General features: G+C 63.8%; 7 protein-coding genes and 1 pseudogene. 7 read left to right on the top strand and 1 reads right to left on the bottom strand.

Annotated features, from left to right (window positions below):
* Positions 1 to 1,527 carry a histidine ammonia-lyase gene (gene hutH, locus D7X96_RS02420; protein WP_121768869.1) on the top strand — a complete coding sequence of 509 codons (1,527 nt, stop codon included), beginning with the start codon at positions 1 to 3 and terminating at the stop codon, positions 1,525 to 1,527.
* 233 nt (positions 1,528 to 1,760) lie between these two features.
* Positions 1,761 to 2,774: an RES family NAD+ phosphorylase gene (locus tag D7X96_RS02425; RefSeq protein WP_158626531.1), complete on the top strand. Its 1,014-nt coding sequence runs from the start codon at positions 1,761 to 1,763 to the stop codon at positions 2,772 to 2,774.
* A 287-nt stretch (positions 2,775 to 3,061) separates the two neighbouring features.
* On the opposite strand, the gene D7X96_RS41700 is transcribed toward D7X96_RS02425, so the two are convergent.
* Entirely contained in the window at positions 3,062 to 3,286 is a 225-nt protein-coding gene (locus tag D7X96_RS41700; protein ID WP_121768871.1) for a sigma factor-like helix-turn-helix DNA-binding protein, read from the bottom strand.
* 238 nt (positions 3,287 to 3,524) lie between these two features.
* Between D7X96_RS41700 and D7X96_RS02440 the strand changes: the two genes are divergently transcribed.
* The 5 genes and pseudogenes from D7X96_RS02440 (at position 3,525) to D7X96_RS02460 (ending at position 14,289) form a co-directional block, all read left to right on the top strand.
* Positions 3,525 to 6,059 carry a DEAD/DEAH box helicase gene (locus D7X96_RS02440; protein WP_158626532.1) on the top strand — a complete coding sequence of 845 codons (2,535 nt, stop codon included), beginning with the start codon at positions 3,525 to 3,527 and terminating at the stop codon, positions 6,057 to 6,059.
* Between the two features lie 50 nt (positions 6,060 to 6,109).
* Positions 6,110 to 6,510 (top strand): annotated as a pseudogene (locus D7X96_RS02445) (aromatic amino acid lyase); the annotation flags it as partial.
* Between the two features lie 102 nt (positions 6,511 to 6,612).
* Complete coding sequence (locus D7X96_RS02450; RefSeq protein ID WP_158626533.1) at positions 6,613 to 7,689, top strand: serine hydrolase domain-containing protein; 1,077 nt, start codon at positions 6,613 to 6,615, stop codon at positions 7,687 to 7,689.
* Positions 7,690 to 7,691: 2 nt separating this feature from the next.
* The gene (locus D7X96_RS02455; RefSeq protein ID WP_121768873.1) at positions 7,692 to 9,077 is read left to right on the top strand and encodes a serine hydrolase domain-containing protein; all 1,386 of its coding nucleotides are present in this window, start codon (positions 7,692 to 7,694) and stop codon (positions 9,075 to 9,077) included.
* A 148-nt stretch (positions 9,078 to 9,225) separates the two neighbouring features.
* Positions 9,226 to 14,289, top strand: a complete 5,064-nt coding sequence (locus D7X96_RS02460) for a tetratricopeptide repeat protein (RefSeq protein WP_121768874.1) — start codon at positions 9,226 to 9,228, stop codon at positions 14,287 to 14,289.
* The last annotated feature ends 18 nt before the right edge of the window (positions 14,290 to 14,307 follow it).

Below are 14,307 nucleotides of genomic sequence, written 5' to 3' on the forward strand. Positions count from 1 at the left end.
ATGTCCCGCCCCCGCCTCCTCATCGATGGTGACACCCTGAAGCTGGAGGAGATCCTCCAGGTCTCCCGCCACGAAGTCACGGTGGAGCTCGCCCCCGAAGCCGCGCAGCGGGTGCAGGCCTCCCGTGCGCTGGTGGACCGGGTGGCGGCCGGAGACACGCCCTCCTACGGCATCAACACGGGCTTCGGCACGCTGGCGGAGGTGCGAATCGACCGGAAGGACCTGCGCGACCTGCAGCGGAACCTCATCCTGTCGCACGCCTGTGGCGTGGGAAATCCCCTGCCCCTGCCGGAAGCGCGCGTGCTCCTGCTGCTCAGGGCCAACGTGCTGGCGAAGGGCTTCAGCGGCATCCGGATGGAGACGCTGCAGCTGGCCATCGCCATGTTGAACAAGGACGTGGTGCCGGTGGTCCCCGAGCGCGGAAGCGTGGGCGCGTCCGGAGACCTGGCCCCGCTGGCGCACCTGGCGCTGGTGCTGATTGGCGAGGGCGAGGCGTTCTTCGAGGGCGTGCGGATGCCGTCGAAGCAGGCGCTGGAGAAGGCGGGCCTGAAGCCGGTGGTGCTGGAGGCGAAGGAGGGCCTGACGCTGATCAACGGCACGCAGGCGATGTGCGCGGTGGGCACGCTGACGCAGCTGCGGGCGGAGCTGCTGGCGGACGTGGCGGACATCGCGGGAGCGATGACGGTGGAGGGCCTGCTGGGCAGCCACAAGCCGTTCCTGCCGGAGATCCACGCGGTGCGTCCGCACGCGGGCCAGAAGGCGGTGGCGGAGCACCTGCGCCGGATTCTCAAGGGCAGCGAGCTGGTGGAGACGCACGTCAACTGCAGCAAGGTGCAGGACCCGTACAGCCTCCGGTGCATCCCGCAGGTGCACGGCTCGGCGCGAGAGGGCCTGGCGTTCGCGCGTCGCATCCTGGAGGTGGAGGTGAACAGCGGGACGGACAACCCGCTGGTGTTCCCGGACACGGGGAACATCATCTCCGGAGGCAACTTCCACGGTCAGCCCATCTCGCTGGCCATGGACGTGGTGGCCATGTCCCTGACGCAGCTGTCTTCAATCAGTGAGCGGCGAGTGGAGCAGATGGTGAACCCGAGCCTCTCGGGTCTGCCCGCGTTCCTGGCGAAGAACAGCGGGTTGAACAGCGGGTTCATGATCGCCCAGGTGACCGCGGCGGCCCTGGTAGCCGAGTCGCGAATCCTGAGCCACCCGGCATCGGTGGACAGCATCCCCTCCTCCGCAGGCCGCGAGGACCACGTGTCCATGGGCATGACGGCGGCGCTGAAGGGCCGTCAGGTGTCGGAATTCGCGCGTTCGTGTCTGGCCATTGAGCTGCTGGTCGCGGCGCAGGCGCTGGACTTCCGTCAGCCGGTGAAGCCCGGCAAGGGCGTCCTGGCGGCGTACGAGCTGATCCGCGCCAAGGTTCCGCACATGGACCGCGACCGCGAACTGCATCACGACATCACTGCGGTCACGGCACTGGTGGAGTCCGGGGCGATCCGTGAGGCGGTGCAAAATGCCTCTCAATAATCTCTATCTGCCACTTTTGAAAACCACCCAACAAAACACCACTCACTCAGGCCCCTGGAATGAAACACCAATCCACATCAATCTGCATCGGGTGCGCAAAGCACCCGATCCTCAAGGAATTCATTAAGTCCCACGGGAGAAGAGGCCCACGCTGCGCAGTCTGTGGGCAAAGGGACTCAACCACATCCTCCCCCAAAAACACAAAACACCTATCAATGCTCATTCGAGCACTGGTGCGCACCCACTATTCAGAATGGGAATACAATCCCCACTGGGGCGGCGACGATATCACCACTCTCCTCCAAAAAGAAAACCCAATCATAAAAACCAAAACAGCAAAGAAAAACACTCGCGATCCTCTTGAAGTCGAATCATTTCTGGTCGATTCAATCTTCTCAAATCCCTACCCGGCCGCAGATCAGGGCATCTCCATCTATGCAGGGTACGACAAAGAGGGAAACCAATTAAGACTACTCCAGTCACTAGCAACCCACGACTCCCCGCTGCTTAAGAAAATAGAAATCAAGCTTGAAAGCGAAAACTATTTCCAACCGGAAATAGAGCTAAAAAAGCATCTACGAGCGCTTGAAGGCTCCATCGAAACCTTTGTTCAGCCAAAGACCATTTTCTATCGCGCTCGAATCGGTATTGCCGGCGAATACTTTCGGCCAGCGCTCTCCGAGTGGACCCCTTCGATCCGCTACAGGCCACACCAAAGCAAAGAAATCAAAAACCCTCCACCACCCCAAGCCTCGGCAGGCAGAGCAAATAGAACAGGCGTGTCGTTCTTCTACGTAGCCTCAGACGAAACCACTGCGGCATCAGAGGTTCGACCGCATCCAGGCCACCGCGTTTCAATTGGCAGTTTCGAGGCAACCAAAGCCCTTCGCATTGCGGACTTCGGCCGAACAAACATCATTGATTCGTGTCTTAGCGAAAGGACTTTGGCCCTTTATCATTTGGCCCACTCAATAGATCGAGCACTAAGCATGCCGATCCCTCCGGAAGACCAAAAAAGGTACACCTCGACACAATTGATTGCCGACATTATTCGGCGACAGAGCTTTGATGGAATCAGATACAAAAGCTCCCTGAGCTCCGGAACGAACATCTGTTTTTTCTCATCCGAACATCTTCGCGAGCTTGAGAACCGAGGAAAAGTGCTTCAGGTCAAAGCTCTCCATTATGAGCTCCAGCCAGCCAATACTTTGATCACGCCCGGCGATGACGACGTAAAGCTACAATAGCCTTACACCCATTCAGCAAGCATCACAGCAGGAGATAGCCTTCAGAGAGCGGCGGCGCTGCCGTGGGGGGAGAATAAGGCCACGCGCGCTTGGGGACGCCGATCCCTGGGCTCTACTGAGGGATCGGTGCATAGCAGGTTATTGAAAAGTAACCATCCGGCCAGTGACGTGTCGGGACGCTTGAAGGCAGGCCCTGGCCGCGGGCCGCTACGCCGGCAATCCCTCACGGCACGTCGTTGGCCGGACGGTTACGAGCCCGGAGCTCCACCACCAGTTCCTTCAGGCGCTCAAGCTGCGCGACGAACTTCCCCGAATGGGGGGAAGTTCCTACCTCTGCTAGGGCGGGCAGAACGTACCCGGTTTTCCGGTAGCGCCCGCCGCAAGACTCGGTTGACCCTGGCCATTCCAATGCCCAGCAAGTGAGCAATCTGTCCGTACGTCATTCCCTCTTCCTGGAAGGCCCGAACGATGGCCCGCTGCAGCTTCTCTGTAGTGGGGTGTCCTTCGCTCATCCTCCAGCAAGATCATCCCGGCGGGATCGCGTCAGGTGCACCTTGCGTCAGGCCCCATCAACGTGGGTTGCACCTCGGCTACGCAAGGCCACTCGCCCCTGAAGTTTGCGGCCTGATTCCGTCACTACCTCCAACGCTTTCAGCCATGCTGAACTTTGTGCCGGCAACCGACGTTTTCCGCACTCGCCAGGTCATATATACTCGTTCGGGCAGTCCACGTAAAAAGACAAGAGGAACAATGATTGACCTGAAAAGCCTAAGGCGAGATCGCAAGGACCTTCCGGTAGAACCTCAGGCCCTTTTCGCCAGCCTCATCCGCGCGCCGCACTTGCAATATCTGCGAAGTGTCCAATCTCACATACTCGATATGTGGTTCGCAAATCGATCCGCTCGCGACACAATCGTAAAGATGAATACTGGAGCAGGGAAGACCTTGGTAGGCCTGCTCGCCCTGCAATCATCACTGAACGAAGGGACGGGGCCGGCACTCTATCTCTGCCCCAAAGACCAACTGGTTGAGCAGGTAATCGAAAGAGCAAAAGAATGCAGCATTCCAACAACGACATACGATGGCGACTATCTACCAACCGAATTCGTAAACTCCAAAGCAATCCTCGTTACCCATTTTCAGAATTTTTTCAACGGCCTGTCGAAATTCGGTGTAATCGGTGGTCGGCACCTGCCGGCAAAAGTTGGGACAATCCTTGTCGACGACGCCCACAGCTGCCTTGCTCTTGCCCGAGAGCAAGCCTCAATTAGCTTTGGAAAAACACACAATGCATTCCAGCAGCTCTTCGAACTATTCAGACCAACTCTTGAAGCGCAGTCTGCATCAAGAACCGTCGCCCTTGAGCAAGGCGTCGTCGGCACAACCATGGCAGTTCCATACTGGGCTTGGCTTAATTCCATACCGGCTGTCTCAAGAATCATAGTTGGCTGTCGCACCGAGCCAGCAGTAAAGTTCCCTTGGCCACTCCTAGAGGAAGACCTACCCCTTGCGCATTGTCTCTTTACCACACAGGAAGTCCTGATTACTCCATACGTCGTTCCCACTCATCGCCTTCCTTCGCTGCCGGATGCCAAAAGGCGCCTCTTTCTCTCGGCGACCCTCGTCGACGACTCCGTTCTGGTTCGCGACTTCGACGTCACACCTGATGCCGCCCTTCGGCCACTCCAACCCAAAGTCCTTGGCGACATTGGAGAGCGCCTTATACTTGCTCCAACACTTGTTCACCGAGAGCTTAAACGAGAGCAGTTGTTGCCCATCATAAAAGGCATCGCGGCTGACGGCTACAATGTAGTTGTTTTGGTGCCCTCAGCTAAGGCCTCCGAATTCTGGAAAGCCAACGGAGCGGATGTTCCACAGAAAGATGCAGGTGTTCAGCAGGCCGTCGAAAACCTCCACAAAACCAGAGGAAACATCGTCGCACTGGTCAACCGCTACGACGGAATCGATCTTCCTGACGATGCCTGCAGACTGCTGGTGATTGATGGATTGCCTATGGGCGGCCTCTCATTCGAGCAGCACCAGATGAGTGTTCGTCGCGGATCAACGCAACTCCTAGGCGCACAAGCACAACGTGTTGAGCAAGGACTCGGGAGAGGAGTTCGCTCGGGAAGCGATTATTGCGCAATTCTTCTGCTCGGGACAGACTTGGCTGAATTCGCTGCCTCACCTACTCGTCGCGATTTGTTCTCGGTCGAAACAGCCATGCAACTGGAGCTCGGCGCCGAACTAGCTGAAGCCTTGCGAAAGGATAAGGGCAACCCCCTTGCTGGCATCCGGGCGACTCTCGACTACTCTCTCAAGCAGAACGCAGATTGGAGGCAACTACATCGCGAAAGATTGAGTTCTGTAGCGCCAAAGCAAGCGGGCAATCCCGATGCGGTTGCGATTGTCTCGATTGAACGCCAAGCAACGAAAGATTTTCGAGCAAATGACATTTCAAGCGCAGCGGAGAAGCTGCGCACCTTCATCCCTGGCCCCCAAGGCCCCCAGCACGATATCGACAAGGGATGGTATCTGCAGTTGCTTGCATCCTTTGAGCACAGGCTCGATCCAAATAGAGCGCAGGAGACGCAAAAGAGGGCGCATTCCTTGAATTCGGAAGCGTTCAAACCAATAGGAGGAGTGGTTTATCCGAAACTTCAAGGGAGGACAGGAGTACAACCACAGAGATTTCTACAGGCTCTGCAGCGGCGATCTCGAGACTACCGATCAATTCCAGTAGAGATCGAAACCTTACTTTCGAATCTCACCTTTGGAACGAGAGCCCATACTTTCGAGCAGAGGTTACAAGATTTGGTCATTTGGCTGGGCGATCAAGCACAAAGGCCGGATTGGGAGTTTGGCGTCGGACCTGATGTTCTTTGGGAAATGGCGGGGGAGCACTTCCTCATCATTGAAGCGAAGAGTGAAGTGCAAACAACACGAGAGGCCATCTCGAAGACTGAAGCGGGACAACTAGGCCAACACATCGCTTGGTTTAAACAGCAATACGGAGAGCGGCCTTTGACGGCGGTCCTTGTTCACCCAGCCTCGCGCTTTGATACCGATGCATTCGCGCCAGAAGGCACAATGATCCTAAACACGGAACGACTAGCGGCGCTGCATGAAGCGGTTCGCAAGTTCTCCGTCGCCGTCACAGAAAAAGCCCCAGACATGTGGACTATTGAAGAGATTGGTAATCTGCTGGCGGCACACAACCTCTCATCGGGTCTCTTTCGGACAACATTCTTAAGAAGACCGGCCCCTCAGCAACCACGCACATGACTCGATGCGAGCACCAGATGTCAGTCTAAACCCGGACTTTACAGGAGACGTTCCTGGCGAAAAAGTCCGGGTTCATCATCGCTCAGGTGCCCGCAGCGGCCCTGGTGGCGAATCCCGCCTCCAGAGCCATCCTGTGTTCGTGGACGCTAGGCCATCCTCCGCTGGCCGCGAGGACCACGTGTCCATGGGCATGACGGCGGCGCTGAAGAGCCATCAGGTCTCGGAGTTCGCACGTTCGTGTCTGGTGATTAATCTGCTGGTCGCGGCCCAGGCGCTGGACTTCCGTCAGCCGGTGAAGCCCAGCAGGGGCCTCCTGGCGGCGTACGAGCTGATCCGCGCCAAGGTTCCGCACATGGACCGGAACCGCGAGTTACAGCACGACATCTCCGAGGTCACGGAGTTGGTGGAGTCCGGCGCAATCCGTGAGGCGGTCCGGTCCGCCACGGCATAACGACATTTGTAGGCACCCTCCGCAATGGAGGGCGCCCCCTCTACGTATCTGTGATGCCGGCCCACCATGGGCCGCGTCACTATGTCGAGGAGCCGCATGTTCGTGAGTCCCCTGAAGCGAATCTGGCCGGGGCTTTTGGCTAGCCTTTGCTGCGCGATCCCAGCTCACGCGGGCGAGCCAGGAACTCAGGAGCAGGTCCGGAAGTTCGCTGCGGATGCGCACTTCAACGGTGTCGTCCTGAGCGGCAAGGGCTCTCGCGCGGAGTACGTGGCGGCGTTCGGAGTCATGGACGCCGACGCGAAGAAGCCGCTCCAGCGTAACAGCCGCTTCTTCGTGGGCTCGGTGAGCAAGTGGCTCACGTCCATCGTCGTTCTGCGCTTGGTCGACGAGGGCAAGCTGGCGCTCGACGAGCCCATCCTGACTTATCTCCCGGAGTATCGCGCGGACACGGGGAACCAAATCACCCTGCGTCACCTGCTCAGCCATGGCAGCGGTCTGCCCAATGGGCTCATGGACGCGGCCAAGAAGGACCCCAGCATCGAGCGTGAAACACGGCCCACAACCGAAGCCATGACCCGGTACGCAAGCGGTGACCTGGTGTTCACGCCGGGCACCCGCTTCGATTACAACATCACCAACTGGATTCTCGTTCAGGCCATCCTGGAGCGTGTTTCCGGGCAGTCCTACGCACAGCTCGCCCAGCGGCTCGTGTTCAAGCCCCTGCGCATGGCGGACAGTGGCATCGCGGCGGGCGAAGCCGGAAACGTTCCGAACCTCGCGTTGGGATACCGCTCGCTGGAGCCAAAGGTGGAGCGTCGCGTGTACACGCTCCCGAACTACCTCGTGACCGGTGGAGGCTTCTACAGCACCGCCGAAGACATGCTGCGCCTGAACCACGGCGTGCTCTCCGGAAAGCTCCTGTCGCCCTCGTCCAAGAAGGCCCTACTGACCATTGAGCGCCCCGAATCCAACTACGCCCTGGGCGGTCGCGTCCGGACCTTCAAGGCCGCCAAGACCGTCGCGACGAACGATGGAACAAGCGGCGCCTACCGCACTGTCGCCTGGCGCGTCCTCGACGACGGTCGCACCGTCATCCTCCTGAGCAGCATGCGGCCGGATGACGAAAAGCTCTTCGCCTTCACCGATTCCATCCTGGGCCTTCAGGGCGGTGAGAACTGACCATGAACATTCAACGATGGGGCCTGCTGGTTCTACTGGGATGGGCGCAGTTGGCGTGGGCTGCGCCGGACAAAGTGGATGCGTTCCTGCGCGCGGAGATGGCTCGCAATCACATCCCTGGTGCCGCGGTCGCGGTCGTCCGTGCTGGCAAGGTCATCAAGTTGGCGGCTTACGGCACGGCGAACCTGGAATGGAACGCACCTGCCAGCACCCGCGCTGCGTTCCAGATTGCCTCCGGCACCAAGATGTTCACAGCCGTGCTCCTGATGGACTTCGTGGGCCAGGGCAAGCTCAAGCTGGAGGACCGCGTCTGTCAGTACATCGCCGATTGTCCTCCTGCGTGGAAGGACATCACCCTGCTCCACCTCGCCAGTCACACGTCCGGAATGAAGCCCGGGCCCGTGAACGCAGATGTCTCCAGCATCGCGGTGGCGGTGGATGCGGCGAAGAAGGTTCCGCTTGCCTCGGCTCCTGGCGAGAAGGCTGCTTACGGGTCTGACGACTTCGTCCTGCTGACCCAGGTGCTGGAGAAGGTCGGTGGCGCTCCCTATCAGCAGCTCCTTCGCGACCGCATCTTCAAGCCTCTGGGCATGACGAGCAGTGGCTTCGACCAGGCCACTCTTACCGAAGAACACATTGTCCTGACCAGCGACGTCATCCCCGAGCGCACGGCGACGTATCAGTGGAAGGCCGACCGGCAGCAGCAGTACTGGTTCGTGTATCCCCACTACACGCTCGCGGCGGGAGGACTCTTCTCCAGCATCACGGACATGTCGAAATTCACCGCCGCGCTGATGACGGACAAGTTACTGAACGCCGAGCTGCGCAAGGCCATGTGGACTCCGCCCACGATCAACAACGGTAAGACCAGCGGCTTCGCGGTGGTCTGGACCGTATCCCGGTACCGCGGACGTCCCGAGGTGGGCCACAGCGGCGGGCCGGCACTCTCCGACACGGCCTACTACCCGGACGACAATCTGGCCGTGGTCGTGCTGACGAACCAACGGAAGCTGGTCCCCAACCTCGCGCATGGTGTGGCGAACTTCTACCTACCCCCGCCATCGTTCCTGAACGAGCCCGGCATCTCCGACGCGGCGCCGGACCGGACGGAAGCGCTGAAGCAGGTTCTGCCCTCGCTGATTGCCGGCAACCCGGAGCCTCGCCACTTCACCGGTCCGGCGAAGGACGGGCTTGCGGACATCAAGGAGTGGTTCCCCATTCAGCTGGGCGGATTGCCCAAGCTGAGCTGGCTGGTCCTCGTGGAGGACTCGGCGGACCACCTGACCCGGACCTACCGCGCCGTGTACGGCAAGGACGTAACCCAGCGCTGGAAGGTTACGTTCGATGCAACAGGTCTGATCGCGGCCCTGGACGTGACGGACGAGTGATTCTCGGGGAGCCAACCGCCCGTCCGCCTGCCTCCCCTGCACTCAAATCACCAGGAAAGACGGGAAGTTGAGGGGCCGGGCGAGCGCGTGGTACGAACTCCCGTTCAGTCTCCCCCTCTCCATTTCAAAGTGCCTGGAGCCGGCTTCCATGAGCGAGCGCAATGACGTCACGCGGCCTTCGTCCCCCGCATCGGTGCCTCCCCCCGGGGCCCCCGAGGCTGGCGCGGTCCAGGCGCTTGCACAGAACGTGAGCACCCTCCCCGCCCCCCAGGCCAGCGCCGAGGACGATGCCCGCGAGCGCATCGCTTCCATGGAGCGCGAGGCCAAGGCGCTCGCCACCACCGAGCCTCAGACCGCCGCCCTCCTGTTCCATGAGGTCGGTCTGCTCTGGGAAGAGCCCCTCAAGAACCCTCGCAACGCCGCTGTCGCATTCCAGAACGCGTACAAGCTGGCGCCGCGCTTCCTCGCCAACATCCGCGCCGCTCGCCGCCTCTTCGCCGACGTCGGCAACTGGCAGATGGTCGTGCAGCTCATCGACGCGGAGCTCTCCGCCTCCGAGGATCCTCGCCAGCAGGCGTCGCTCCTCTTCGAGAAGGGGCAGATCCTCGAGGAGCGCCTGTCCCGTGACAACGACGCCGCGGATGCCCTTCGCCAGGCCCTGGACCGCAAGCCCACCGACGTCACCCTCCTCACCCAGCTGGAGTCCGTCTACGCGGCTCGCAACGACGCGGGCGCGCTGGTGGAGATCTACCGGCTGCTCGCCACCGCCGTCGTCCCGCCGTCCCTTCGCGCCCACTATCTCACGTCCGCGGGCATGATCCTGGAGGAGCGCCTCAAGCAGAAGGAGGCCGCCGCCGCGGCCTTCCGTGAGGCGTTCGCGCTCGACCGCTCCGACCCGCTGCTCCAGGCCGCCGTCAAGCGCGTCGCCGAGCGCGAGGGCCGCACCGACGAACTCCTCTCCGCCCTCCTCTCCGAGGCCGAAGGCCAGGGCTCCCAGGGCGCTCCCGCGTACCTGCACATCGCCAAGGTCCATGACCGCCTGGGCCGCAAGGACGACGCACTCTCCGCGCTGCTTGCTGCTCGCCGCGTGAGCCCTCATGAGCCGCTGGTCCTCAGCGCGCTCGCCGGCATCTACGAGACGCAAGGGCGCTTCGAGGAGCTGGCCGACGTGCTGCTCGCGTGGGTGGGCTCCATCAACGACGAGAGCGAGCTCGTCGCCATCAACCTGCGCCTCGCCGCGCTGTACGAGGACGACCTCAAGCGCGACCAGGAGGCCGCTGCCCGCTACCAGGCCATCCTCGCCCGCATCCCCAGCCATGCCGCCGCGCTCGCGGGCCTGGGCAAGCTGTCGTACCGGATGCAGAACTGGGAAGGCCTCGTCGCCGTCTTCGACGCGGAGGTCACCGCTGCCGAGGACGCCAAGGGCAAGGCCGCTCGCATGTACAAGGCGGCCGAGATCCTGGAGGAGCGCCTGGGCCGCCAGGAGGACGCCATCTCGCGCTACAACGCGTGCCTCCAGCTCCAGCCGGGCTACCTCCCCGCGCAGAAGGCCCTCACCCGCCTCTACGAGCGCCAGGGCCGCTTCGCGGAGCTCGTCGGGATGTTCGAGCAGGACCTGCTCCAGACGTCCGACCGCGACCAGGTCATCACCACGCTCAACAAGATGGCGGTCATCTACGAGGACCGCCTGGGTGACCTGGACCACGCCATCGAGTGCATGAAGCGCATCCTCGACCTGGCGTCGGATCACCTGCCCACGCTGCGCAACCTGGCCCGCCTCTACGAGCGCGCCGGGCGCTTCCGTGAGCTGCTGGAGACCAACGACCTGGAGGCGTCGTTCGCCGGCGACACCAAGCAGGTGCTGTCGCTGCTCCACCGCAACGCGGAGATCCTCGACGAGAACCTGAAGGACCGCGTGGGCGCCATCACCGCGTATGAGCGCGTGCTCGCGCTGTCGCCGTCGTACCTGCCCGCGCTCAAGGCCCTGGGCCGGCTGTACGCGCAGGACGGCCGGTGGGAGAAGCTCATCGACATGTACCGCGCGGAGTCCGAGATCTCGGCCTCCACCGACGCGGCCGCCGCGCTCATCTACAAGATTGGCGAGCTGTACGAGCACCGCCTCAAGCAGGAGAACGAGGCGCTGGCTTCGTACCAGGAGGCGCTGATGCTGGCGCCCAGCTACTTCCCGGCGCTGCGCGCGCTGGCCCGCATCCACCGGGCCCACGGTGCTTGGGAGAGCCTGGTCGAAGTCCTTCGCGCGGACGCCGCCAACCGCACGGATCCGCTGGAGCGCGCCAACGCGCTCTACCAGGCCGCCGCCATCTGGGAGGACCAGCTGGGCCGCCCGGAGCTGGCCATCGACGGCTACCAGGAAGTGCTGCGCCTCACGCCGGGCCACGCCGCCACGCTGCGCGCGCTGGAGCGCCTGTACGTCGCGCAGGACAACGTGAAGGAGCTGGTCTCCATCCTCGACCGCGAGACGCAGGTGGGCCAGACGCCCGCGGCCAAGGTGACCGCGTACCTCAAGCTCGCGCGGCTGTACCTGGACCGCTTCCAGGAGCCGTCCCGCGCCGCGCAGTGCTGCGAGTCCGTGCTGGGCCTGGAGCCCGGCAACCTCACCGCCCTCATGCTGCTGGAGCGCATCCGCGTGTCGGACCGCGTCCGCCGCGCGGAGCTGCGCGCCCGCATCGCCGAGCGCGTCACCGACACGCGCCTGTCCAGCGCGCTGCGCCTGCTGGCCGCCGCGGATCAGGAGAAGGGCCCGCCCTCCGAGCGCACCCTGGAGGTCTACCAGCGCGCCTTCGACGCGGATCCGTCCGACGCGCGCCTCGCCTTCGGCCTGGAGCGCGTGCTGCGCCAGACCGGTGACACCGCCGCCCTGTCGCGCATGTACGGCATGCGGCTGGCCGTCACCACCGACGCCACGGAGGCGCTGGAGTTGCTGCTGCGCGCCGCCGAGCTGGCCGAGAAGAACCCCGACCTGGAGCCGGCCGCCGCGCTGTACCGGCAGGCGCTGGAGCTCCAGTCGCAGTGCCTCCCCGCGCTCCAGGGCGCCCGCCGCGTGGCCCTGCGCCGGGGCGACTTCGCCACCGCTCGCGCCATGATGGAGACCGAGGCCCGCGCGAGCCGCGACACCAAGAGCGCCATCGAGGGCTTCGTCGCCGCCGCGAAGCTCGCGGCCCAGAAGCTCAACGACCCCGACGGCGCCTCGGCCCTCTACCGCCTGGCGCTGGAGCGCGACCCGCTGCACCCGGGCGCGGCCACCGGCCTGGAGGAGCTGCTCGCGCAGCGCGGCGGTTCCTCCGACCTCGCGGCCCTGCACGAGCGGCGCGCCGAGGCCCGGCTCGCGCAGCGTGACGTGGAAGCGGCGGCTGCTGCGTACGTCACCGCGGCCCGCCTCCACAACGTGGCCCTGGGTGACCGGGCCCGTGCGCTCGCGGTGCTGGAGAAGGCCCTGGCCGCCCGGCCCGGCTTCCCCGATGCGCTGGAGACGCGCGGCCTGCTCCTCCTGGAGGCGCAGCAGTACGCGGAGGCCGCGCAGATGCTGGGGCAGCGCGTGCAGCAGGGCGGCGATCCTCGCGTGCTCGCGCAGCATCACCTGACGCTGGGCGCGCTCTACCAGCAGCACCTGAACGACCCGGGCCGCGCGGCCGCGCACCTCCAGACGGCGCTGGCCACCCTGCCCCGCCACCCGGAGGCGCTGGAGCGTCTGGCCACGGTGTACGCGCAGGGCCGCAACTTCGGCGGCGCGGTGGACTGCCTGCGTCGGCTGTTGGATCAGGACCTGCCCAACGACGCCCGCGCTCGCTTCACCGTGGAGCTGGCGCGCATCCACGACGAGGGCCTGGGCGACGTCGCCTCCGCCACGGCGCTCTACAAGAAGGCGCTGGAGCTGACGCCGGGCGAGCCCGCGCTGGTGGACCGGCTGGTGGTCCTCTATGAGCGCCAGCGCAACCTGCCGGAGCTGGCGCAGATGCTGGAGGCCCAGGCGGCCGCCACCGCGTCCACGGACGTCAAGCGCGCGGTGTCCCTGCGCATGCGCGTGGCGAGCTTCTACGCGGGCCCGCTGGCGGAGCCGGCTCGCGCCACGGTCATCTACCGGCAGCTGGTGGAGCAGGATCCGCAGAACCTCCAGGCGCGCGCCGCGCTGGCGGACCTGTATGGCCGCGACATGGCCAGCTACCCGCTCGCCATCGAGGAGCACCGGCAGATCCTGCGCCAGGACCCCGCTCGCGTGGACAGCCTGCATGCGCTGTTCAAGCTGTGGGAGTCCCAGAAGCAGCAGGACAAGGCGTTCGCTGTCTCCGCGGTGCTGACGTTCATGCGCGCCACCAACGAGGTGGAGCAGGCCTTCTACTCGGAGGCCCGCGCCCGCCAGCCGCAGGAGCCTCGGGAAGCGCTGCCCGCCACGGACGTGGACACCGTGCTCATGCACCCGGCCGCGCGCGGCCCGCTGACGGAGCTTTTGCGCGCCATGGGCGAGCACCTGGGCAAGGTGTACCCGCCGCAGTTCGAGATGCTCGGCGTCAACCCGAAGCAAGACAAGCTCAAGCCGGACTCGGCCGTGTTCAAGGCCGTGCGGGCGGTGGCGCAGACGTTCGGCGTGGAGGAGTTCGAGGTCTACCTCGCCCGGCGCGGCATGCTGCAGCTGGAGACGACGGAGCCCCTGTCCCTGTGCGTGGGCCAGGACGTGGTGCGCCGCTTCAACGCCCGCGAGCAGAAGTTCCTCATCGGCAAGGCGGTGCTGGGCCTGCTCAACAAGACGGCCGTCCTCTCCAAGACGTCCCAGGGGGAGACGGTGGACCTGTTCGGCAACGCCATCCGCGTCCACGTGCCGCAGTTCAACGGCCTGGGCCGGCGCAACGACGAGACGACGAAGCTGCTCAAGAAGGCCTTCAACCGCAAGGCGATGAAGGCCTCGGAGGGCCCCGCGCAGACGCTGTCCACGCAGCCGAAGATCGACGTGGCGGCGGTGGTGGACGCGCTCGGCTTCTCCGCGGACCGCGCGGGCCTGCTCGTCTGCGGCGACCCGTCCGTGGGCCTCACCATGGTGCTGCGCGAGGATCCGAACATCGTGGCCAACCGCCAGGACGGCAGCACCGACGCCATCCTCCAGGCGGTGCGCGAGCGCGCCGACCTCAAGGCCCTGCTGTCGTGGCTGCTGACGGACGACTTCTTCCGCCTGCGCCAGCGCATCGGCCTGGCGCTGTAGGCGTCCTTTCGAGCCTCG

Origin of the sequence: Corallococcus interemptor (assembly GCF_003668875.1) — a bacterium.
In the GTDB taxonomy this organism is placed as follows: domain Bacteria; phylum Myxococcota; class Myxococcia; order Myxococcales; family Myxococcaceae; genus Corallococcus; species Corallococcus interemptor.

Bases quoted from the DNA above. Each gene is read 5' to 3' on its own strand.
- hutH (WP_121768869.1), top strand. From the start codon at position 1: ATGTCCCGCCCCCGCCTCCTCATCGATGGTGACACCCTGAAGCTGGAG.
- D7X96_RS02440 (WP_158626532.1), top strand. From the start codon at position 3,525: ATGATTGACCTGAAAAGCCTAAGGCGAGATCGCAAGGACCTTCCGGTA.
- D7X96_RS02460 (WP_121768874.1), top strand. From the start codon at position 9,226: ATGAGCGAGCGCAATGACGTCACGCGGCCTTCGTCCCCCGCATCGGTG.
- D7X96_RS02455 (WP_121768873.1), top strand. From the start codon at position 7,692: ATGAACATTCAACGATGGGGCCTGCTGGTTCTACTGGGATGGGCGCAG.
- D7X96_RS41700 (WP_121768871.1), bottom strand. From the start codon at position 3,286: ATGAGCGAAGGACACCCCACTACAGAGAAGCTGCAGCGGGCCATCGTT.